The sequence below is a fragment of the Pedobacter sp. AC464 genome, assembly GCF_979253075.1.
Genome location: NZ_CEEDBV010000001.1, coordinates 1,667,095 through 1,691,978 on the forward strand (window position 1 = coordinate 1,667,095; position 24,884 = coordinate 1,691,978).

The following is a 24,884-nucleotide window of genomic DNA, read 5'->3' on the forward strand; positions in this document are numbered from 1 at the left end:
GTTAAATTTTATTTATGAGTACTACTTCAACGCCAGATGTTACCTTATTAAATTTAACAATAGCTCCACCATTTATTTTTTCTTCTTTGATGGCTTTTCCGGTCTTAGCATCTAAAACCTTAACGCTGAATTTAGCGGCCGATTTACCTAAATCGAGGTTGATGGCAGTATTAGATGAATTGTATAAAATATAAGCCTTCCCAGGATTTTCCAATCCATATTGTTTAGCATTTTTACCAGCCGGAAGAAAGGGTTGCATGGTTGATGCGAGCGTTAAAACTGATGCATCAAGTTCATTAACATTTGAAAGCGAGCCACCTGCCATCAAAATTGCCCAGCCAAAACTGTCAAAGCTATCTGCGGAGTAAATCACTGCTTTCGCCGGAAACCTATTTTTATATTCGGAAACTGCGTGATAGACCTCTTCGAAAGATGTTTTCTTAGGTTTCAATAAGCGGGCATGCTGTCTTGGTGCCAAATTTAATCCGCCCTGAGGAGCATAGGCTGTTCCGTCGGCCTGGTAATGCCAATATCTAATGTCAATCAAATCGACCACGCCGGCACGATTCGGGTCGGCCAAAATTGCATCTTGAACATCTTTTGTAACGCTCAAGCCAATGATCGGGTGTTTGCCTGTTTCCTTTTCCCAGTCTTTAATTGTGTCAATCCAGAATTGCACGAAATGCAGCGGACCAGTAAATTCGGCTCCAATTAATTGTATAACGCCGGTATTTCCATCAAAATTCTCCAGGCATTGCCTAATGTAAGCTCTATGTATTGCGCTGCGATGCTCGTTGGTTACATCATAATATTGCTCGGCCATGAAAATCCGCTTATCTCCTGCATAAGGCACAGGTTCGGGAAAACCGGTATTGTTAATGTTGTTTGCAGTGCGCCATGGAAAATCTGCATAGTGTGCTCCTGCTTCGATAATGTTGTGCTGAAAGTAGTTTTCGTGGATTAAAACCAACCCTTTTTGGTCGGCGAGATTAGCAAAAGTTTTTAACCTGTTCCAATACCAGAGGTTGTACTTTGTAATGTCATATTTGCTTAAACCGTCCCAGGCTTTATCCTGGCCGCTGCGAGCGTACGGTAATTCGTAAAAAGGAGCCCAAACCTCGCCGTCCATACGCCGGATACGCTCATGATCATCTCTTCTTCTATCGTACCAAAGGCCATAATTATGGTCTAAAACCTTTACCGAACCATTTTTCATCGAATCGGTAATCGCTTCCAAATCATCTGTTAAGCCATTACCTTCCCGGCCAGGAACAAAACGTGTGACATGAAATTTAGTGTTTTTTAAACCGTAAGGACGGGAACTTCCATTCCACCACGGAACTTCCTGCCGGTTGCCCACAACAAGCTGGCCGCCACGAACCAACCAACCACCTTTAATGGCCATTGCCGGTGCAAGCGTTGGTTCATTGATGCGATCGATACCGATTTTATCAATACTTTTTACCTGGTTCGCCTCCGTTGGGATTTTGTTCCTTTCTGCAGACGAATCGATATATTCAGAAACCGTCAATGCAGGCTTGTAAGCCAGTTTAGTTAGTTTAAGTGCAACATCTACCGGCGGACTACTCGACGCCTCGGTTTCAACCGGTAGCACAAAAGCCCTTGAATCTATTTGATTACCCAGTCTGTCTTTCAACTGCGCATAATACAAACTCCTGGGTTGAATTTGCTCGTTAGACATGTCCCAATACCCGTTCCCGGCAAACTGAGCCCAGGTACCAAAGGCCCAATTTTGTGCCGTTGGCGGCGAAAAGTTATCTACCCTGGAGGCACTACACTGCCAAAAGACGCTATTTGCAGCGCTCCAGCCCGCACCTTGTCCATCCTGCCCGCGATTAAGGAAACTTAAAGCCTGCCCGTCGACATTCACGATATCAAACAAAACGCCCGATGCCCAGCTATCAATTGTACCGCTAAAGCTAAATGGTAAATAAGACTGGCATTGGAGAAAAACATTTGGCCCGGGCGCACAGAAACCAACCGCAAAATCATGGTAAGCATATTCAGAATATAATCTTTGGAAAAGCGTTTGCTGCCCAGTGGTTAAAAATGTATAGCGACGCTCGCCACCAATTTCTGATACCGGTGCAAGTGATTTACAATCTTCAACAGTAATTCTTTTCGCGGTTTCAAGAACGTTTACAGCCGAGCCGGCAAAATGTTCAAAAACAACCTGACGAACCCAGGCGTCTTCCACATTCTCCAAACAAATAGCTGTCCAGCGGTGATATTCATCTTTAACATTGTCCTTATGGAAATCAGACTCAAGCTTTAAATTTTCTACGCCAGATTGGGCTATTCTTCCCTCCCATTGATATTTAGCAACAGTTGCGCCACCGAATTTTGAATCCAAAGCTGTTGTTATTGGCGCATCAAAAGTTATTGTTGAGCCATTTATTGCAAGAATTTTTCTATCCCAGTGGATATCTCTCGTGCCCGGCTTCCATCCTAAAGCGCTCTCGCCACCTCCGAATTCAACTGTTTTCAAAGTTTCAATCCACTCTTTAGTTGATGGCCGGTTAATGGTGATTCTATCGCCCACTTTGAAGCCACTGCTATTATTCAGCGTTACTTTGTTGGAGTTAACCGGCACGTAATTATCTGTGATGGCTACCGGTTTTTCTTCAACTTTATTGTTTTTACCCAGAATTCTGATTACGCCGATTCTATCCAGCCCCGTGGCAAAAAGTCTTGTGCCGTTTTCGCCGAAACCACTTCCACGAAGTATAACTCCGGATGTACTTAATTTTAATGTCCCCGCTATTTCGTAAGTGCCTTTTTCGAGTAATACAGCTCCGCGGAATCCATCTTTACCAGCCGCTAATTTCGAAACGTAATTTATTGCAGATTGTATCCTTAAAGTAGCATCGCCTTTAGAAACCGGCACAACAACTTTAATTGCCACATTTGGAATAGCTTTTTCACCAGCCATGTAACCTGCATAAGAAAAATCAGGAATCCGGTTTCCTAACTCATCTGCGGTATAAGCCATTTTGCCATCTTTGCCTTTAAAAATAGGCTTTGGTGGCTCAACAGGCTTGGTTTTTTGCGCAAAAGAAAAGCTTATCGCCAAAAAAAGCAAACCAAATACTGGCAATACTTTAAATCTTAATATGTGGTTAGTTTTTGGCATTTTACTTTATTATCACGCTGAGGCGCGAAAGTACCTCAACAGCTTATTATTTCAATGATTAAAAGCGGCTTATTAGTAAGCGTTTCGTTAGTTTCCCAAAGGCCTAACTTTATTCACATCTACTAAGCTATTCAAATAAACTTCGATATTAGAATAACCGGATTTTGAAATTTTGCCTGAATCTTTTGCATCCTTCGGATTTAATCCGTTTTTAGCTTCCCAGGCATCGGGAATACCGTCATTATCACTATCTAAATAAGGTTTGCCTTTATATTCGGGGTAACCGCCAACCTGCTCAATATCAGAGATAATTCCCTGTTTGTAAGAATCTGCCGGTAACCGGCGCTTTACATAGCTTTGTTTTGCAGGCAGTTTTCCATCTTCAACATGCTCTATTTTACCGGTAGCAACCTGTTTTACAATACGTTGATCAACTGCATCGCGAACCGGCAACGATGCACCTGCATTGGCTAAAACATATTCGTATGCTTTTTTTGTATCGATAATGGAAATCTTTGCCATTGGCAGCGGTTTATCCGTGCGGATAGAATCTAACAACTTTTGCAGGTTGCGTTTGCTCTCTGGCTGGACGCCACCATCCCAATTATTTTGCGTTACTTTCTCATTACCTTCGACAACGTTTCCCGTTACATAAGCTTTACCAAATTCGTTGGTAAACCTTTTGTCTCTACCAGATTCTGGTTTAAGAATGCGGTAAGAAATTGGCGCTCCGGCTGGTGTAACTGGCCCTGGCTTGTAATAATTATTAATAAAACTGTAAAACGAGGCATTGTCACCGCCATCGGCACTCCTGTTCCACCAGTTAAAAATTACGTTATTGGCAAAGCCGAAATCTCCATACATCCCCACAGAAGGATTGCGGGAGATATTCGAGGCCCAAAGGTTTCGCATAAAAGTTGAATTTAGCCCCCCGATAGTGCTTCCAAATGCGTGGTTGTAAGTATCTAATGCCTCAGAAAAAATTGAATTTTGAATGGTTACATTCACGGTTGGCAATTTTTCGGGTTTTGAACCATCTTTTGGGTCGTAAACGTGGCGATAAATCGACATATTTTCGTCTAATCCCCAACTTGCGGAAACGTGGTCGATAATGATATTTCCTACCGGATTGCCACCAATTGCATCATCGCGACGAGTTACATCGGCTGCTCCCCGGCGGAAGCGCATGTATCTAATCACAACATCGTGTGTGTTAATCCAAACCGATTCGCCGGCGACACAAATGCCATCGCCCGGGGCACTCTGGCCAGCAATGGTAACATAAGGCGCACGAATAATCAGCGGCGTTTTAAGTTTGATGATCCCCGAAACGTTGAAAACAATAATACGTGCTCCACCTTGTTCACAAGCCTCACGGAGTGTTCCCTTACCAGCATCTTCCAGACTGGTTACAACAAAGACTTTACCGCCGCGGCCGCCAAAAGAATAGGCACCACCACCCTCGGCACCCGGAAAGGCAACCATTTTTGATTGTGGTAAATCACCCGGTTTTGCCGCCCATGGAATGTAAGGTTTGCCATGTTTTGCTTCTTCATCAACTATCGGCTTCACCTTCAAAAACTGAAGTTCAGATTTCTCCTCGATACTTTTTAAAAGAGAATCGGCTTTCTTTTCCATCGCTTCCGGAATTACCGGATATTGGCCAAAAGCAGAATCGGCAAAACCAACAACAGCTGCTAAAATTGCCAGGTAAGCATATTTATTCATCTCAGTTAGGCTTTACTATTGAAACCGGAACTACGCTATTTAGGTAAACTTCGATGTTTGAGTAACCACTTTTAGTAATTTTCATCGCATCAGATGCATCTTTCGGGTTCAACCCGTTCTTTAATTCGTAAGCATCAGGCATGCCATCATCGTCGGCATCTTTGTAGGGTGTTCCCTTATAAACCGGATAGCCGCCAACCTGCGAAACTTCGGTAATGATGCCAAGTTTATATGAATCGCCCGGCAATCTTCGATGTTCAAATTGAAAAGCAGATGGTTTTGCATCAGGATGCACCTCGATTTTCCCGGTTCTTACCTGTTTAATCACCCGGGTATCAACCGGATCTCTTTTCGGTAAAGTAGCACCTGCATTTGCCAACACATAATCTTTAGCAGCAAGCGTCGGAATTATGGTTAATTTTGGCATTGGAAAAGGTTTTTTCGCTTTCATCGCGGCAAAATATGGCGATGCCTGTTCGAAAGACATTAAATTTCCCTTTTTATCTTCTACCTGAACACCACCATCCCAATTATTTTTAGTTACTTTTTCATTGCCATCAATAATGTTTCCATTAACATAGGCTCTGCCAAAAACCACATAAGGCAATTTACTTCGGCCAGATTCAGGCTTTAAGATGCGATAAGAAATTGCATCTTTTAAATCGGTAACAGGCCCTGGTTTATAGAAATTGTTTATGATGTTATATTGCGCTGTGTAATCGCCACCATCGGTAGAACGGTTATTCCAGTTAAATACTACGTTATTGGCGAAGTTGAAAATTCCGTTCCAGCCAATCGACGGGTTCCGGGCGCCATTATCTGCCCAAAGGTTACGAACGAAAGCGCAATTTTCTCCACCTAAAGTAGAGCCAAAAGCATGGTTCCAGTAATCTAAGGCTTCAGCAAAAATTGAATTTTGAATGGTAATGTTAACAGTACCTAATTTCTCTTCCGTTTTACCGGTGCTGTCGTTATACATGTGGCGATACATCGACATGTTTTCATCCAGGCCCCAGCTTGCCGAAACATGGTCAATCATAATGTTTCCAACCGGGTTCCCGCCAATGGCATCGTCGCGGCGGCCTACGAAAGTTTCACCTCTTCTAAACCGCATGAAACGAACAATAACATCGTGCGTGTTCAACCAAACCGATTCACCTGCAACGCAAACGCCATCGCCTGGCGCTGTCTGCCCGGCAATAGTAATGTAAGGTGCACGAATAATTAGCGGCGTTTTTAGTTTGATAATCCCCGCAACGTTGAAAACGACTATCCTGGCCCCACCCTGCTCGCAAGCATCGCGTAACGAACCCGGACCGCTGTCGTTTAAGTTTTTTACAACAATAACTCTTCCACCGTGACCGCCAAAGCTGTAAGCACCGCCGCCTTCAGCACCCGGAAATGCTAATAATTCTGATTGCGGTAAATCGTTTGGCCGCCCGGCCCATGGAATATAAGGTTTACCTTCTGCTGCTTCTCTGGCGATAATGGGCTTGGCTTTTTCCCAGGCAATATCCGATTGATGATAAGCTTCCTTCATCATAGAATCTGATGATTTTTTTACATCAGCCGGAATATTTGGATATTGGGCAAAAGAAGAATGTGCGGAGAGCATTAATGCTGTTGAAACCAACAGATTTAAAAATTTTCTTTTCATTTGTGTTTCGCTCGCTTTAAGAAACAAAAGAGATGAAGCATTGGTTGAGGTTTTGAAAGTGATGAATCAAAATCCTAAAAATCAAGGCTCATTCTTATTGATATCTTCGTTTATAAATTTTGGTTAGAAAGTATATTTATTTCAAATTTGCAATCAAATTATAGCTGTTTCCTGTATAATTTTCGCCACGTTTTGTAGGATATTACCAACCCGCAAAAATATTAACAAGTATGTTAACCAATTACTTCAGCCACGTTACAAGATAGAAATAAAATTCATATATAAATGTAACATTCTTAAATAAAAAAAGGAAGCAATAAATTGCTTCCTTTAAACCAAATATATAAATGAGCGCAGCGATATTTAAGTATCAACCTGCGTTAACCTTACTGTAGCGGATCGAATGGCCCACCCCAGGTATTCGTTTGTTGCAAATTAATATTGTTGCTAATTGCTGCCGTAGGGATACCATAAAAATAGTTTCCTGCCTGAAAGTTTATGTTTTGTGTATCAAGTTGTTTCAAACTTACCGTAAAACTCGAAGCGTAAAGTGCATCTAAAGACGTTGCTGCAGAAGCTTCTCTTGTTAAAGCAATGTAATCAGTTGATGTACTTGTGTTTTTAAGCTGTACAACAAGTGCATTTCTCCTTGTACCATTCAGTGTCGATTCAAGTAATTTTCTTCTTCTTAAGTCGAAGAACCTTTTACCCTCAAAAGCAAGTTCAATCTGTCTTTCTCTCATAATTGCGCTAACTAAGTCTGTTTTGCTCATCCCTGCAGCTAAGCCATACAAACCATCAGTTCCTGCTTCTAAACCTGCTCTTTTTCTAATCGCGATTAAGTTTGCGTAACCTTCATCAGCCTGTCCGGTTTTATTAATCTCTGCAGCACATTCTGCTAAATTTAATAAAACTTCAGCATAGCGAATCTCAATCCAATCGGTACCTACAAAAGTTGTCGGCGAAACCCGGGTTTCATCAACACCTTTACGTAAATAGAAACCAGTATTGCTTGCTGTAGATTCTGTAGACTTATTGGTTGTTCCCGCAGAATTAGTGAAGTAAAAGTAAGTCCACAAACGCGACGAACCGAGAACACTGCCCCACGTACCGCCATTGTAGGCAACAGTTTGATAAAAGCGTGGGTCTCTGTTTTTATAGAAAGTTGTTAAAGCATAAGGATATTTTGTTGAGGCTCCTGTACCTGTAGCCGGCTTACCATCAGCCATCGGAAAAGCTAAACTCATTTCGTAACTCGGTGTGTAAGATCCGCCACCTGATACCGACCTTGGTCTGGCGCCATTGTCATAAGTATTGCTATTTGCCGCAGCATCAGCAGTTGCTGTATTGTATTCTGTAACTAAAACAGCCTCAGGATTTTTTGGAATTCCACCTTCATTTGCTCCATCAAGAGTCCACATGGTATAATCCCACTTAGAATAAAGTCCGTAGCCATTCGCTGATAAAAGCGTTACTGCAGTTTTGTTTGCATCGTAAGCATCTTGCCACCTGGCAACATCGTTATTAGGGTTAAATTCCGGACTTGCATAGGTTAACAACACACGACCCTTAAAAGCCGCCGCAGCACCAGATGTAATTCTTCCATAATCTGCCGCTTTTGGCCATCTGCCCGGAAGATATTTAACGCAGGAATCTAAATCCCGCTTAATCTGGGCAAAAACTTCGCTTGTTTTACTCCGTGGAACCAAGGCTGCTTTTTTTGCATCCTCGCCAACGGCATCAAGCGGAACTAAAATTAAGGGAACGCCTCCATATAATTTTGCCAGCTCGAAATAACGGTAAGCTCTCCAAAAATAAGCCTGTGCTGCAAACCTTCTTTTTACGGCAATGTCTAATGTACCGGCATTTATGTCTCTAATAAAAGTGTTAATTGTGCGTATTTTACCGTAGGCGTTAGACGTTGTGTTTGTTGTGCCGATATCGGTTACGCTTTCGATTGTTGCCGTACCCAAAACGAACACATTACTTCCCTGACTTTCTTCGGTTAAATTATAGGTGCCGGCTGAGTGTATTGAACCTCCAGTTGTGCCAAACCAGCCCGGCTGATTTTGACTATACAAATAATCGACATTTAATTTTGCAGTTGTTGAATCGTTAAAAACCTGATCTGCAGTAAAAGTACTTATGTCTTGCTGTTCAAGAACTTTTTTACAGTTGCTTAGTCCTAAAACTACTAAACAAGCTGCTGATATGGTGAATATTTTTTTCATGTTGATAAATATTAAAAGCCTACGTTAATACCGAACGACCAGGTTTTGAGTGTTGGATAGCTGTATAATGAAGTTGCTAAATCTCTGTAACCATCAGGAAAAGGGTTTATAAACTGAATTGGATTAGTTGCAACCGCATAAACTCTTGCGCTCGACATGCCAATTTTGTTCGCAAATCTTGTTGGGATTGAATAGCTCAAATTTAAGCTGCTCACGTTGAAACTTGTTGCGCTAACCAGCCAGAAATCAGAATTTGCTTCGAAATTGGTTCTAAAAAATGGATTTGGATATGCTGCAGTTGTATTTGTTGGAGTCCAGTGGTCAACCCAGTAAACCGCTCTGTTATCGTAAATAGATGCGCCTGTTGAGGAACTTGATTGATTGGCAGGTTTAAGGCCATCAATGGATGTCCAACCGCCCCACGACATGCCCATAATTACATTTAAGTTTAAACCTTTGTAACCAACACTGAAGTTTAAGCCGAGGCTGTTGTGGTTGTTTTGTCGTGCTTTAACATACGACTGATCTTTTAAATCTGTTGAAATAACCCCGTCGCCATTAACGTCTTCGTAGTTTATCATTCCCGGTTGAAGCGGCTGGCCTAATATTTTAACGTTAGCTGCACCGCCGGCTGCTGCAGCACGTTGTGCTATAATTGCATCAGCATCTGCTTGTGTTCTGATAAGGCCTAAAGATTTGTAACCGAAAACACCCAAATCGGTAGAACGACCGGTAACATCTTGTATTGTACCAACAATGCTTGCAGATTGATCAACTTTTAATGCTTTATTGTCCATCCACGAATAAAAAGGACTAAAACTATAGGTTATGTCTTTACCAATGTTGTCTCTCCACGCAAGTGAGAATTCGTAACCAAATGTATTTACATTATTAAAGTTTTCTGTTGGCGTTGTAGCACCAATTGTTGCAGGAACAGATGAATTTAATGCAGTTAAAATGTTTCTTCCATAGTTATAAAAGTAATCTGCAGAAACAGACAGACGATTTTTGAGGAAAGCCATATCTACACCGTAGTCGGTTTTAAGTTCCTTGTTCCATCTAACATCTGCATTAGGAATGGCCAGATTCGGTTTAATTGCAATACTTCTATCGCCTTCGCCAAATACGGCACCGCCACCGCTTCCGGTACCTAAATTATAGTTTGCCTGATATTGGTAGGCTTTTGTATTATCTACACCCGATAAACCAACCGAAACACGAACTTTTAACTGGTCTATCCATTTAAAGTTATCAGCGATGAATGATTCTTTCGATAACACCCATCCAGCTGAAGCTGCCGGAAAATATCCCCAGTTGTTTCCGGGAGCAAATCTGGAGCTACCATCAGCACGGAAAACCAACTGCGCTAAATATTTACCATCATAATCATAATTAACACGGGAAATAAAGGCCTGGAAACCTGCAAGTCCTAACTGACCAGTCTGCGTTGAACTGCTCACACCCGTAGTAAATGTTTGGTAAGGTAATGCGCCAACCACTACACCTGTACTTTCTGCAGCAACGCCTTCACTATATTGCTCGCGTTGTTCGAATAGGGCAATTGCCGAAATGTTATGTTTACCAAAGGTACGCTGATAGTTTAATCCTCCATCAAATTGGTAAGAATCGGCAAAAGTTGGATTTAAACGAACCTTATCTCCGTTAAGAACATTAAAAGTTCCCAAAAGCGCACCCCCAGGAATGTGATTGTTTGCACCTAAACCTGCGTATTTATAATAAACGAATGTTGTACCAAACTGCTTGTTGTTGGCACTATTTAAATTCTTGTTAAAAGTAGCTGTAGCCGTTAAGCCTTTAACGCCAGGAATTTCGTAAGTAACTTTTCCTAAAATATTGGTTGATGTACTTGTTCCGCCTGTGTAGTTATTGGAATTCTGAATCTGGAAAAAGTTAATGTTATCGTTACCACCGGTGTTGCTGCCACCGATTACTACCGGATTTCCATTTATAAAATACTCCTGCCATGGCTGCACATTTTGCAGTGAAGCGGCATCGTTATCTAAACTTTCTGATGTACTTGTAAGTTTGTACCAATAACTACGTGAATAACCAACATTAGTATTTAGAGATAGTGAAGTTACCAAACCTTTAGCAGGTTTAGCTTCAACAGTTGCCCTTAAACCATATTTATAAGAGTTAATGCCTTTGAAATTGGAATTTTGATTTACATAATCGCCGCCGATAAAATAAGTTACTTTATCAGAACCACCGCTAATATTAAGTGCAGTACGCCATACATAAGCATCTTTAAAGGCATCGTCAAAATAATTGTGACTGTTGTTGGCAAAATACGCAAGCTCATCCGGAGTATACCAGTTAGCATTTCTCGTTGTAGCAACCACGCCGGTAGTTCCGTTAACCAGATAACCGTCGGCATTGTAGTAATTTGGAACTGGAACCCCAGGAACCGTTTGAATATAAGCTGATGCCTGGGTATAATCGTTTAGAAAAGAACCTAATTGCGATGAATTCATCAATTTAGGCATAGTAGTGGCGGTTGATACACCAAGTGAAGTGCTTAAAGTAAATTTTGGAGCACCAATTCTTCCTTTTTTGGTACGAACCATAACAACACCGTTTGCACCTTGAACACCGAAAATTGCCGCTTCAGCATCTTTCAAAATCGCTACACTCTCTACCTCGTTTATGTCCAGCTGGTCGAAATCGGATTGAGTTCTGATGATATCATCTATAACAAAAATTGGGTTTGTTCCCTGTCCGCCGTCTTTTGCATAGGCAACCGGGTTACGAACTGTAATCGTTGTACCCTGACCCGGACGTTGAGCGCCGCCAGAAACACTTAAACCAACTACCGTACCGCGTAAAGCTGAAGTAATATTAAGCGCCGGAATGTCTTCTACCTTTTTTAAATCAGGAGTAGAAACGGCGCCCGTTAAAGATGTTTTTTTCTGCGTACCGTAACCCACAATTACAACAGCATCGCCATCCAAATCTTTAATATCTGAAACTAACTTTACATTTATAGTTGTCTGATTACCCACCGATACCTGCTGTCTGGCGTAGCCGATGTACGAAAACACCAACACATCAGAATTAGATTTAACCTGAATGGTATAAACGCCATCAGCGTTTGTGCTCACATTACTTGGCACACCTTTTAAGCTAACATTTACCCCCGGAATACCTGTTCCATCAGATTGATCGACTACTTTACCGGTAATCTTTCGATCCTGAGCAAATAGAATTGTACTCGCCACCAGCGTTAGCAGCAAGGACAAAGAAAGTTTGCGTAAAAATTTTAAGTTCATATTTATAATTTGGTTAGTTTTTAATTCCCTTCTCTTTGAAGAATTACCTTTTTATCACTGATTGAAAATTGGTTATAGCGTTGATGAAAATATGTTAAAATGGTGCGTGTTGAAGATGAACGTCAAAAGCCAAAATCACGCAAGAATTTACACGGAAGTTCTGATTAAGATAGCCCACTACTGAATTTTATTAAGTTTATAATTTGGTTAGAAAGTATAAGAATACTTTTTTAGTTACAATCAAAAGGAAAAACGTTAACCCGAAAACCGTTTAATTACAGGCGCTTAAAGCCAAAAATAATAAACGTTAAAGTAACATTTTTAATTTCAATACAATATAGAAATTAATTCATATATAAATGAAATATTCTTAAATAAAAAATGTTAAAAAAATTTTCCGGTTAAAATTCTTTCAGATTATCATTAATTCTTTTGTTCTTTTTCTTTGCGTCTTTTCTCCCACTCTATTCCTTCTTTTTTTAAATCGTAACCAGCGGCTGATAAATAGTTATTAATCCGGCCCTTGTATTTACCAAACCAGGCATGCTTTTTATCTGATGATTCTGCATCTATCGCATGTTCTCTTGCTTCGGTTAACCAAACTAAAATTTGCTTCTTTTGCGCATCTGTTAAGGTTAAGATTTCTTCCTGGTAAGCTTTGTAAGTAATTGGTAATACGTTATAAGTCATTCCGTTTTTTACCAGATCTACCTGCTCAGCAGTTAAGTTTGAAGAAAGCTTGGCAATGTATTTTTTATGCAGCTTAGCCAGCTGTGCTTCTGTTTTACGATTTTGCTCAGCAATAGCCGTATCTCTAACGGCCTTATTATCTTTATTCTTCTCTTTGATTTCTTTATACTTAGCATCTCGGGCAATGTAGATGTCGTTGAGGTTGCTGTATTGATCGCGAATGATATTGCTTACTTTTTCAGTTTTAGTGGCATCGTTTAAAGTAAGGGTTGCTGCAATTTTAGCTGCCCGCTCGGTAATGGTTTTTAAATATTTTGCCTTTTCATCATCAGATGACGCATTTTGTGCAAAACTACCGGCAACATTTGAGAGCATTAAAAACAAAACCAGGATTGATAATTTCATTACTTTATATTTTAGTTAATTATTATTGATAAGCTGCACATCTCCACAAAAATGAACTTTTAAACCCAGTTCATTTAATGCCGCAGCCTTAATTCTACAGGCTTGATGTGCAGTTGCTTCATTATTTGCATAAACAACCTGTATATGATTCGCCTTGTGCCTTGCCATTAGCTGATCTCTGCTAACGCCTTTCAAAACCGCATGCATTATTGGCCATTCGGGCGTTGTATTGTTCCAACGCCTTTCCGTTTCTGCTGGTGGCAAAGAAACAACTTCACCAACACCTAAATCACATTGTAACTCATTATTTGCAATGTAAACGCGACTCCAAACGATGAAACCAGGCTTACTTATTCCTTTTAAGGTTCCGCCGCCCAGGCGAAAATACATTGGCGGCTGCCGTTCACTACTGGCGCCTTCATATCCGCCGATGAAATGTTCGGCAGGTGCTGCGCCAGAGATTAAGAAAAGCCACACAAAATCGTTTATGCCTTCACCCAGATAATGCTCACCCCAGCGAATATCGTGTAAGGTATTTTCGCCACTCATGCCTAATTCTTTCCACAACTGATAGGTTAGCAAGGCATCCAATCCAGCACATTCATCAACCTCGTTAAAATGTGGAAGTGCTTGTTTTGTATAGAGTTCTTTGCCACTTTTGGAGAATACCGGCGGTCGGTCTTGATTATTTAACAAGCCTTCTACCAAATCGCTTGCAACAGTTAAATCCTTTAAGCCCTGCTGATACTGGATTCCGATTGTGTCGCAGCTAAAATCGTCGGCAATACGCATGGCCGCAATGTACATTTTACATTGCCACAAGGTTTGCGTTTTTGTTAGGTCAGTTTCCTCATTTGTTCCCCAGTTAAAAGTCATGCCTTTTGCCAGTAACCAATCTAAAACAGCTGCTGCTTCCTGGTCACTAACATCAAGCATTGCGGCATAAAGCGCCGACTGACTTAACCTTTCTTTAAAAAAACCAGTTTTGTGGAGCAATTCATCAGGTATAATGGCATTGTACATCCCCATGCAGCCCTCATCAAAAACGCCCATTATCACTTTACGTTCTTTCAAAGCAGCTGCGAATGTTCTACCCGTTTTTTCATCGGCCAGTGGAATTTTCGTTTGACTAAAACTAATTACATGATTCTCTTTGTGAGTAATTTTTCCGGTCGATAACCATTCTTGTAAACCACTGGTAAAAAATTCATCGGTAAAGTTCTCGCTCCAAAGTGTGCTGTAATTAACATCTGCTTTTGTTAAACAACCGTTCAAGTTTAGCATGCCAACCAATCCGGGCCATTGCCCGCTCCAGTTTGCAACAGTTAATATTGGCCCCAAATGTGATGTTAAGCCTGCAAATACATGATGAGAATATTGCCAAACGCTTTCCGCAACGATTAAGGGTTGTTTTGGATTTATATTTCGGAAAATATCCATTCCCATCCGTTGCGAATCTATAAAACCATGCTTTTTCTCGGGGATATAATCGTGAGCACGCTTAACTGTCCAACCGAACTTCTCAATTGCAGCAGTTAATTTTCTTTCCATTTCAACCTGTGCAGGCCAGCAGTTCTGGTTTGCAGAAAGTCTTAAATCTCCGCTGGAAACCAATAAAATTTCGCCTTGTTTAGTGAGGTCCATGATTCATTAATAAACAAATTATTTTTATATAAATAAAATGTCGGTTTATATTTTGGTTAATACCCAGCGGGCTTTATACAAAATTCAACAATCATAATTGGTATTTAATGAAACTTTTTATCAAATTAATATAGGATATTATCATAGCATAAGCTAACTTTAATGTTTTAAGCTTATGATGTGCAAACATTAATCAGGCAGCCCTAACCAATATCCCTAAATCATGAAACCTCATTTTCATAAAGTCCCGGTAACACTTCAAAGTTCATTCAGCATCCGTCATGATGTAAAACCTGATTTTGGAAACATCTGGCATTACCACCCGGAGTTAGAACTGCACTACGTTATAAAAGGTGAAGGCGTTCGTTTTATTGGCGATAATATCAGCAATTTTGTGCCCGATGAAATGGTGTTACTTGGCGAAAACCTGCCCCATACCTGGCGTTGTAAAGATGAATACTTTCAGGGAAATCCTGACTTGAAAACCGAGGCCATGGTGATACACTTTTTGCCGGATTGCCTCGGAAAATATTTGGTTAATTTACCTGAAGCTTACCTGATACCGAAATTGTTCGAAAAGGCAAAAAGCGGACTAATTATTAAGGGAGCTGCAAAAGAAAAGCTTATTGATTTGATGAAAGCTGCAATTGACGCCACTAATCTCGATCGCATCATTATTCTTTTATCGATTTTAAAAACCCTCGCAGAAACGGATGAATACGAAACGATTGTAACCAGCAAAAACACTTTCTATCAATCAAACGAATCGGAAACTTTAAGAATAAATAAAATTTGCACCTACACGTTAAGCAATTATAAAAAAGACATAACGCTTGATGAAGTGGCTTCGTTAAGCAATTTGAGTGTTACCTCCTTTTGCAGGTATTTTAAACTGATGACTAAGAAAACTTATTATGATTTTTTAATTGAAATCAGGGTGAGCCATGCTTGCCGGTTTTTGATTGAAAATAAATTGCCTACCGAAATGATATGCTTTGATTGTGGATTTAACAATGTATCAAACTTTTACAGGCATTTTAAAAAGGTGACAGGTATGACTCCGTTAGATTATAAAAGGAAGTATTTAAACTAGCATTTAAATCGATGCTCCGGGCTGCGCCGTTTGTCGTTTAATCCAATAAATTAAATATAAACCTGAATATTGAGTTCGCTTCTCAAAGCTGTATAATCATCAAATAATTTTTCTACCGCCTTCATTACACCCGGACTAAAGTTCCCGACCGCTCTTCTTGTAAATGTGGATATGTCCAATCCCCGTTTTTGAAGGAAATACTTTGATACGATTGGATAAACATTGTGCATAACGTCCATATTATCAATTAAAAACTGTTGCACAATCTTAACTTCTTCTGCTAAGGAAGAATCGTTGTAATGATCGCAAAGCCAAACAATTAATTCGGGGAAATAATTGCCCTGAATGCAGGATAACCCCGCCGAACCGGCTTCTAAAGATTCTACTGCATGAACGATATAAGCATCGTACAATCCAAATTTGTGGCCTTGCGTAAGCGCTAATTTTTCTTTAATCTGCGCTAAATCAAGGCAGGTATCTTTGTGATAGATCACCCGGCCAGTATCTACAAAATTACTTAACTGCTGAGGTTTTAATACACGTTTGTAAGGTACAGGACACTCATAAAAGCCTATTGGAATGTTGTCTGTCTGGTTAAGCAAATCAAAAACGTTTTCGTCAAATACCTCGTCTGAATCATTTTCATCAGCGAGCAGACCTGTTATCGCAATTACGGCTTCAACACCCAAATCACTAACTTCTTTTACAAAATCTGCCTGCCTTGCAATTGCACCGCCAAAAGTGCCCGTTGCAACAACCGGCACGGCGCCATCAACAACTTTTAAAACATGCTTAATGGCTTGAATTCGTTCTCGATCTGTTAATTCGAACATTTCGCTTGAAAGACAATTAGCAAATAAACCTGAAGAGCCTGCCTGCAAATAAATCTCTGTAAGCTGCGTAAGTGCTGTGAAATCGATATTTCCGTTATCGAGAAAAGGTGTTAGCATTACCGGGATGAACCCTTTTTGTGAGTTTTCCATTATTTCTGAATTGAAAGTTTTTTTTTTGATTTTAACTGGTGGTCGTCGCTTTTCTATTCTTAATTTTTGTGAGCAAAACGCCCGTTAAAAAGATTGTTAACGTGCCAACCACGATAATCATGTTTTTATGCAGTGGATTTCTAAATGCTTCATATTGCGGTGGCAACAGTGATGAAAGCGTCATCCAGATAATAACTGCAATGCCAATCATCGTGGCAATTATGGCTTCATGGTTTTTAGTTTTGCGACTAACGATTCCAAGGAGAAACAGACCTAACATCCCCGCAGCGAAAATGCCTGATAGCTCCCACCAAACGTCGAGAATGCTTTTAACGCCAATCATGGCAATGCCAGCAATCATCCCCAGCAAGCCAAAACCGACGGTTGCGATGTGCAAAAGTGAAAGATTTTGCCTGTCGTTGATGCCAGGTTTGATGTAGCGCTTGTAAATATCAACTGAAAAAACTGTGGCTGAGGCATTCATCCCAGAGCTGATTGTACTCATTGCCGCCGATAAAATGGCCGAAACAATTAAACCCACCAATCCGGCCGGAATTTTTGTTACCATAAAATGAGGCATAATTTTGTCGCCGTAATCGGCCGGTTTTAAACCACTTTCTAACTTCAGAATCTCTGCCGCCGAAGCCGAAATTGGTAACCTTTCTACCGCAACCTGATGTTTTAGGCTTTGCACTAAAGCCGGATTAACATCGTAATAAGCATATAAGCAAGATCCTATAACAAAAAACAGTAAAGAAGCCGGAATGTATAACCAAACGCATAACCAAATCGACTTTGATGCCGCTTTACTTGAATATGCTGTATGGTAACGCTGGATATAATTTTGGTCCATACCGAAGTTGTTCAGGTTAATAAAAAAACCATAGAGCAGAACAACCCAAAATGAGGACCCGACAAAATCGAGCTTAAAGCTTCCAAGGCTAAATTTATCGTGAGCACGACCAATTTCCAATATTTTCGATGAGCCGCCCGGCATATTTGTAATGATGAGGTATAGAATAAGTAACGCACCAAATGTTTTAACCACCGCCTGCACAACCTCCGTCCATATTACGGCTTCTATCCCACCTAAAACCGTGTAAAATATGATGCAAATTCCCATTACAATCATAATCACCTGCATTGAATAGCCAGTTAGGGCCTGTAAACTTAAAGCGATACCAAAGAAAATAGACCCCATTCTCGCCAGCTGCGTTAGCAAAAAGCAGACAACCGCATAAACCCTTGCCCAGGCTCCGAAACGGTGTTCTAAATGCGTGTACGCAGATATTTCGCCAGTGTTTCGGTAAAAAGGCACAAAATATTTTGATGCAATCCATGCGGCGAGTGGCATAGAAATGCTAAATACGAAGGCATTCCAATTACCTCCAAAGGCTTTGCCCGGAACACCTAGAAATGTATTGCTGCTTAAAAACGTTGCGTAGATTGATAAACCAATTGCCCATCCCGGGATACGGCCGGAAGCTTTCGTAAATTGCTCGGAGTTTTTGTTTTTTCGTGAGAAATAAATCCCAACCAAAATCATCCCGACAAGATAAATGAAGATTATAGCAAGATCGAAAATAGGTAGACCCTTCATTATCAGTTGGCTCGTTTACTAATTTGGTTTAAACAAATATCCATTTCTAACTATTTCTATTAATATAAGATTTTGACTACATATTGTATCATCTTATCTTATTGAACATCAAGCGCATCAATAAATAAGTCCTTATTTTCCGTAGCAATAACCCTTAGCTTGTAGCTTCCGGCATTTATCATGCTCCCTGTGTTGGTATTGTAATAATTCCACTTCCCTTCTTTTGTAGGCACAAATTCAGCAACCTCGGTTTTCATAATTACGCCGTCAGCCGATAAAAAATCAAGTTTTACTTTCAAGGGCTTATCATTTGGGTTGTGGTATTTAATGGTGAGCGAGTACGTATCAGCTACACCAACCGTAATGGGAAATTCCAAAACACCATCAACCCGTGATTTAAAAGCAACTCTTTGTTTGCCAAGAAAATCGACTTTTTTAAGGCCGGTACCTTTCAAAAGAGCATCGGTAGCTTTATAACTCGTTACGGTTTTCAAATCATAAGCGGGTTCTAAATTGCTGGGCGGCACAAGCGCAACCGTTGCAACCCCGCGACCGACGTTAACTTCTGCACCTTTTGGAAACCGCTTTCTATAAACCTGAAAATTTTGCCCTTTGCTGTTCGTTATATTAGTTTTAGTATCTTCATAGCCAGCCAAATTCTTTAACGCACCGTCTTTCGAACCGATAAACACATCAGCATCCTGATTCATTTTAAAGTTGAAGCCGCTATGATTTTCTGATAGTTTCAACCATTCAGCACCAAAAAGATTTGGCGGCAGGTTGGTGATATCAATCGCTTTATCCGAAAACTGTTTGTCGCCAATGTCTAGCCAGCTGCTTAACTCGAATTGCTTGGCGAGAGGCGCAGCAACCAGAGCACTACTTTTGGCGCTGACCTTTATGTTTTTATTTAAACTTGCAATAGCAATAGCAGAAATAAGTGCCTGCCCTGCTTTAACCTGTGGAAAAGAAACGACTAACTTCCCACCCTTAACGAAAACTTTAACCGTCTTTTTTAAGAGCGAATTGGTTCCGGTTTCTTTCCAAATGTCTAAATCTTTAATCACGGTTTTATTATTGATTGCAACATCAAACAGGCGCATTTTTTCCGCATTAATTCCGCCACCAATACCAAGCCAGGGCTCAATGAAATAAAGCTCAACTAAATAATCTCCATCCTGAGGAACATCGAATTGAAAACTGAGCTGGTTTCTACCGTACCTGAAGGTTTGAAATAGTTTCCAGTCTGCAGTTCCCTTTACGGGAGAAAATGTTCTCCTCTGACTTGCAAAAAAAGCAGGTATTCCCGGAAAGGCCGCGGTCCACGATGATGAGCCATAATTATTGTTTGGGGTTATTTGCTGGTCTTTTAGCCAAACGCTACCAAATTCATCTTTATATTCCGGTCCGCCGCAATTTAACCGGTACAAATAGTTGTAATTTTCTATTGGTTTAGAGATTTTCGCATCCTCGATAAGCTTGTAAAAATTAGGCGATTTGGGCAAACTGTTTAAAACGATATAATTTTTAGCGACTGGTTTTCCATCAACATAACCAACCGCATAAAGCACATTATAGTTCAAAGCAACGTTATTCCATTGAAAATGTGTTCCGATTTTTCCGCGGGTTTTTCTTCCTAACGATTCATTGTTCACATCATTAAACAACTCAACCTCATCGCAATTTGAATAGACAACTACACTATCTTTTATGCCAGGCTCCGACCATCGGTTTGGCCAGGTTTGCGAAACAATGTACACCATTGGTTCGGTTAGTTTTGGTGCATAATTCGCCCTGAACATATAATAAACGTCGGTCGGTTCTTCCCAGGGGGTAAACATACCCTTGTAATTTACCGGACCAATTCTGTCTAAATCCCGCAGGCCTTCCCCACCCTGAACGCGACCAGGATTATCATGCGAGCTGTATAACCAGAAAAAATGCCCGGCAGTTTCGTCTTTAACAGAATCTGCCAGTCTAACTTTTTTCTCCATCAAATCCGTCATTACGTTTTCTGTATAGCCCTTTTCGCCGGGATTTAATTTGTGTAAATCGATGGTTCTCCAGGCGCCGTATTCGCCAACCAAAACCTGTCGCTTCAAATCTTCACCATAGGTAAGCGGGTCGCCGCCATAAGTACCTGTCCAGTTTTGCGGTACATCCCAATCAGTTCCTTTACCACCGTTGCAAGTAGTTACTTTTCTTTGTGAAGATGCTGTCGGATCTAACTTTCTGATAAGTTCAGTACATTCTGCGGCAAAATCTTCTGGCAGTGTGCTTTCATTCTCCAAACCCCATAAAACAACCGCCGGACTGTTTCTACGTTCTTTAACCCAATCTGTAAGCAAGGCTTTAAAGTTCTTTCTGAATTCTGGCGTGTCGTACCAGATGTGCGCTGCCATCTGTGTCCAACATAAAATCCCGAGCTTATCCCAGTAATCAGAATACAACAAATTATGGGGCTGGTGGGCATCGCGAAAGGCGTTGAAACCAGCTGATTTTATCTGCATAACCCTCGAACGGATTTGTTCATCGCCGAAGGCATGGCTTTGGCCAAGCAGGTGTTCATATTCGGCAATTCCGTTTATAAAAACGGGCTTGCCGTTTAACAGAAATACTTTTTGACTGGCATTTTTCCCTATTGGCCAACTTATCCAACGTATGCCATAAGGCGTATTAACCTCATCAATTATTTTACCATTTTCAACCAATGTTGTCTTCAATACATAGAGATATGGATGCGCTAACGACCAAAGTTTGGGATTTAAAATTTCATCAGTTCTCCCTGAAATGGTAATTGCGCTGCCTACGGCGAGGTTTTTAGTATGCTTTACAATTTTTACCACTTTGCCATTGCTATCCAATAGCTGATTCAGAATGGTAACAGATTTTTGCTTTGAACCATAGTTTTTTATGGAGGTTTCGATATTTAATGTAGCGGCTTTTTCAGAAATTTTATCGTCATTCCAAATGTGCACACCAAAGGGCTGAATCCTTACTTCATTAGTTACAACAAGGTGAACGGGCCTAAAAATCCCCATGGGTTGCGAACCTTCAGAAAAACCCCTTTCTGTTGAACAGCCACCATCTACCCAGGGTAAATCCTGAATATTTGCCGGATGATCGGCCCTGACTGCCAAAACATTATCCTGGTTATTTAACCTGATTGCAGCGGTTACATCTAGCGTGAATGTTGTGCGCCCTCCGGCGTGATCGCCTACATTTTTACCATTGAGCCAAACCGTGGCGTAAGAGCCAACGCCTTCAAAATACAGGAAAAATCTTTTGCCTTTTTTAGTTTCGCTGCTTTTAAATATTTTACGATACCAGGCGTAACCGTGCTTATTCCCATGAAGTTTTCTTTGATAACCCTCATACTGATCCCAATTGTGCGGGATATTTACATCTTTCCAATTGCTTGTTTTATAACTAAAGGCTTCAAATCCATTATAGGCATCAATATTTTTTTCATCAGCAATGGTTTCCCAACCGGGGTTTAACGAAATATCTTTTCTAACAGGAAGCTGGGCATGTGCCTGGATGGTTAGCAGAAAAAAAATTAGTAGGAAAAATCTTATCATAGCCGTCTCAAATCTCCGTTAAGTTTATAGCTTTCACCAGCTTTAGTATCGAAACTAATGGTCTGGTTTTTATACCTAACCTCGCAAGGCCCGCCCGCATCCGATTTTATCGTTAATGCATTTAGCTTGCCATTGTCCCATGCAAAATCGAGCTCGAAGCCGCCTCTGGCTCGCAAGCCTTTAACTGTTCCAAATGGTAACGCATCAGGCAAAGCTGGCAAGATATCAAGATAGCCTTCGTGACTTTGAACCAGCATTTCGGCAATTCCGGCAGCGCCACCAAAATTTCCATCAATTTGGAATGGCGGATGCGCGTCAAAAAGATTTACATATGAACCAGCGCCACCGCCAGCAGGTTTCAGTAACATTCTCACCAGTTTCATGGCGTGGTTGCCATCTTTAAACCTCGCCCAGAAATTAATTTTCCATGCAAGGCTCCATCCGGTGGCATCATCGCCACGGTAAATTAACGACTGCCTTGCAGCTTCCATCGTTTTTCTATCCTTACTCCAGGTAATATCATCGCCGGGAAATACGCCCCACAAATGTGAAACATGCCTGTGTTTATTTGTCGTATCATCTTTATCCTCAAGCCATTCCTGCAATTGCCCGAATTTACCGATCTGGTTTGGTGCAATTTGTGCAACTTTTTCTTCGAGCAGTTTTCTGAATTTTTCATCATCACCCAAAGTTTTCGATGCCTCTATGCAGGCCTTGAAAAGGGTTCTTATAATCTGATGATCCATTGTTGGACCGGCGACCAGCCCGCCATTTTCTGGCGAATTGGAAGGGGTACTAATGAGCCAGCCCGTTTTCGGGTCTTTCACCAGAAGATCTGTAAAAAAAAGCGCCGCAGCTTTCATTAGGGGATATGCCTCTTTCTCTAAGAATTTTTTATCGTGCGAAAACAAATAATGTTCCCACAAATGCATACTCAGCCAACCTGCTCCGGAAACCCAGATACCATGATTGGAAGCGTTAATTGGCGCAGTTCCATTCCATATATCCGTATTGTGATGCAAAACCCAGCCATTAGCACTGTAATACGCCTTTGCAGTTTCTTTCCCGGCAAGAGCCAAGCCTTCAATCTTTCGAAACAGCGGCTCATTTAAAGCAGATAAGTTTAGTATTTCTGTTGGCCAGTAATTCATTTCCAGATTGATGTTGGTGGTGTACTTACTGCCCCAAGGCGGCGTCAGTAAATCATTCCAGATTCCCTGGAGATTTGCAGGCTGTGTTCCTGGTCTGGAACTTGAAATGAGTAAATACCTTCCGTATTGCATGTACAAGCCAGAAAATGAAGGGTCAGTTGAGTTCGAGAATTTCTCTAGTCTTTCATCTGTAGGCAAAGTTTCGTTTACCGACGACCCAAAACTAATACTGAATTTATTAAAATAGGATTGGTACTCTTTAACGTGTTCAGCTTTTATATAATCGTAGTTACTTTTACTTATCTGTAACTGGCGAAGCGAATTTTTAGCTTCCGGATTTCCTGTTACATTTCTGGCATCAATAAAATTGGTTGCTGCCGTAAGGTAAAAAGTTACTTCATCGGCGTTACTGATTACAATTTTATTGTTAATTATCTTTACTGCGCCTTTCTTAACATTAACTGTTAACCAGCTTTCGCCCTTCAGCGCTCCGTTTTTAACCTGAACTTTAAGTGCTAAACCATTGCGACCAATAGTTTTAACCTCAGCCTTTCGGTGGGCGCTTGATAACGATGCACTAAGGTTTAAAGCACCCTTTTTGTTTGCAGTCAAATGTATCACAACAGCCTGATCCGGTGCGCTAGCAAAGTATTCCCGTTTAAAAGTTATTCCGTTTGTTTTGTAAGTTGTTGTGGCAATTGCTGTTTTTAAGTCGAGCGAACGTTTGTAATTTGATACATTAGATTTGTTGTGCTTAAAAGTCAAATTTAAATCTCCAAACGGCTGATAACTTGCCTGGTATTGCGGAACTTCAGGCGGGTTTTCGTCCTGGATTTTATAGCGCCATTTTTTGACCAACGAAATACCATCTTCGATGCCGGAACCTTGTGGATAAATACCAATATGCCTCGAGGTATCTTTAAAACCGGCTATCCCACCTTTATCGTAATAGTTTAAAACCTGGATAGCTATCGTATTCGAACCGACTTTTAACAATTTAGCGGGAACAGCATATTTCCTTGGCTCGAGGTTATCGGTATTTCCGACAAGTACGCCGTTGATGTAGGTAAAATCCTGGTCGCGTATTCGGTTTAAGTCGAGTACCAAATCTTTTCCAAGCCATTCTTTGGGCATATTAAAAGTGGTTCTAAACCACACAGCGCCATCAACATTGGGTAAGCCTACCAGCTCCCAACCTTCATAAGAGGGAACCTGAATCGTGTTCCAGCTTTTATCATCATAATTTTCTGATGCCGGGTTTGCTTGCATTCCAGCACCCGCATGCATGCTTTTAACCCAGCTGGCCCGGTCTCCTGTTTCACTTTGAAGGCCCATAAACTGCGCCTGGGCTAAATCTTCTGCCTCTTTCTGTTTCCCCTCAAAAAGTAATTTTCTGATTTCGGGCAGGTAGGCAGCGGCACCTTTTTTATTGTATGCTCTTGGTTTCCCTGTCCAAAGGGTTTCCTCGTTAAATTGAATTCGATCATTTTCTACACCGCCAAAAACCATCGCCCCCATCCGTCCATTTCCTAAAGGCAATGCGTCTGTCCATTTTTCTGCGGGCTTTTTATACCAAAGTGTTGTATTGTTTTGAGCAAAAGCGCAAAGCGAAGTAAGAACGATAGCAAATAATATCGCTATTTTTCTAATTAAATATTTTAGGTTTTTGATAATCAT

12 protein-coding genes are annotated in these 24,884 nt (G+C 40.9%); 1 reads left to right on the forward strand and 11 read right to left on the reverse strand.

The features are described 5' to 3' along the window. Position 1: 1 nt before the first annotated feature. From AC0IWT_RS07105 to AC0IWT_RS07135, 7 genes are all read right to left on the reverse strand, one after another. Positions 2-3,154 (reverse strand): DUF6298 domain-containing protein, encoded by a 3,153-nt coding sequence (locus AC0IWT_RS07105; RefSeq protein WP_471796606.1) that lies wholly within the window; start codon positions 3,152-3,154, stop codon positions 2-4. A gap of 87 nt (positions 3,155-3,241) precedes the next feature. Beyond that, on the reverse strand, positions 3,242-4,882 hold the full coding sequence (locus tag AC0IWT_RS07110; protein ID WP_471796607.1) for a polysaccharide lyase: 1,641 nt from the start codon (positions 4,880-4,882) through the stop codon (positions 3,242-3,244). A 1-nt stretch (position 4,883) separates the two neighbouring features. Continuing rightward, the gene (locus AC0IWT_RS07115; RefSeq protein WP_471796608.1) at positions 4,884-6,539 is read right to left on the reverse strand and encodes a pectate lyase family protein; all 1,656 of its coding nucleotides are present in this window, start codon (positions 6,537-6,539) and stop codon (positions 4,884-4,886) included. Positions 6,540-6,925: 386 nt separating this feature from the next. Further along, the gene (locus AC0IWT_RS07120; protein ID WP_056871089.1) at positions 6,926-8,770 is read right to left on the reverse strand and encodes a RagB/SusD family nutrient uptake outer membrane protein; all 1,845 of its coding nucleotides are present in this window, start codon (positions 8,768-8,770) and stop codon (positions 6,926-6,928) included. 11 nt (positions 8,771-8,781) lie between these two features. Beyond that, positions 8,782-12,060: a SusC/RagA family TonB-linked outer membrane protein gene (locus tag AC0IWT_RS07125; protein ID WP_471796609.1), complete on the reverse strand. Its 3,279-nt coding sequence runs from the start codon at positions 12,058-12,060 to the stop codon at positions 8,782-8,784. 423 nt (positions 12,061-12,483) lie between these two features. Further along, positions 12,484-13,155, reverse strand: coding sequence for a DUF3826 domain-containing protein (locus tag AC0IWT_RS07130; protein ID WP_471796610.1), 672 nt, complete (start codon positions 13,153-13,155; stop codon positions 12,484-12,486). A gap of 15 nt (positions 13,156-13,170) precedes the next feature. Next, entirely contained in the window at positions 13,171-14,799 is a 1,629-nt protein-coding gene (locus tag AC0IWT_RS07135) for a fucose isomerase (RefSeq protein ID WP_471796611.1), read from the reverse strand. 223 nt (positions 14,800-15,022) lie between these two features. Between AC0IWT_RS07135 and AC0IWT_RS07140 the strand changes: the two genes are divergently transcribed. Then, on the forward strand, positions 15,023-15,892 hold the full coding sequence (locus AC0IWT_RS07140; RefSeq protein ID WP_471796612.1) for an AraC family transcriptional regulator: 870 nt from the start codon (positions 15,023-15,025) through the stop codon (positions 15,890-15,892). 50 nt (positions 15,893-15,942) lie between these two features. Here AC0IWT_RS07140 and AC0IWT_RS07145 read toward each other — a convergent pair whose 3' ends face one another. From AC0IWT_RS07145 to AC0IWT_RS07160, 4 genes are all read right to left on the reverse strand, one after another. Further along, positions 15,943-16,875, reverse strand: a complete 933-nt coding sequence (locus AC0IWT_RS07145; protein ID WP_471796613.1) for a dihydrodipicolinate synthase family protein — start codon at positions 16,873-16,875, stop codon at positions 15,943-15,945. A 31-nt stretch (positions 16,876-16,906) separates the two neighbouring features. Continuing rightward, positions 16,907-18,475 (reverse strand): sodium:solute symporter family protein, encoded by a 1,569-nt coding sequence (locus AC0IWT_RS07150; RefSeq protein ID WP_471796614.1) that lies wholly within the window; start codon positions 18,473-18,475, stop codon positions 16,907-16,909. Positions 18,476-18,573: 98 nt separating this feature from the next. Then, complete coding sequence (locus AC0IWT_RS07155; RefSeq protein ID WP_471796615.1) at positions 18,574-22,056, reverse strand: malectin domain-containing carbohydrate-binding protein; 3,483 nt, start codon at positions 22,054-22,056, stop codon at positions 18,574-18,576. Next, positions 22,053-24,884, reverse strand: coding sequence for a glycoside hydrolase family 95 protein (locus AC0IWT_RS07160; protein WP_471796616.1), 2,832 nt, complete (start codon positions 24,882-24,884; stop codon positions 22,053-22,055). Before AC0IWT_RS07160 ends, AC0IWT_RS07155 begins: the two co-directional genes overlap by 4 nt.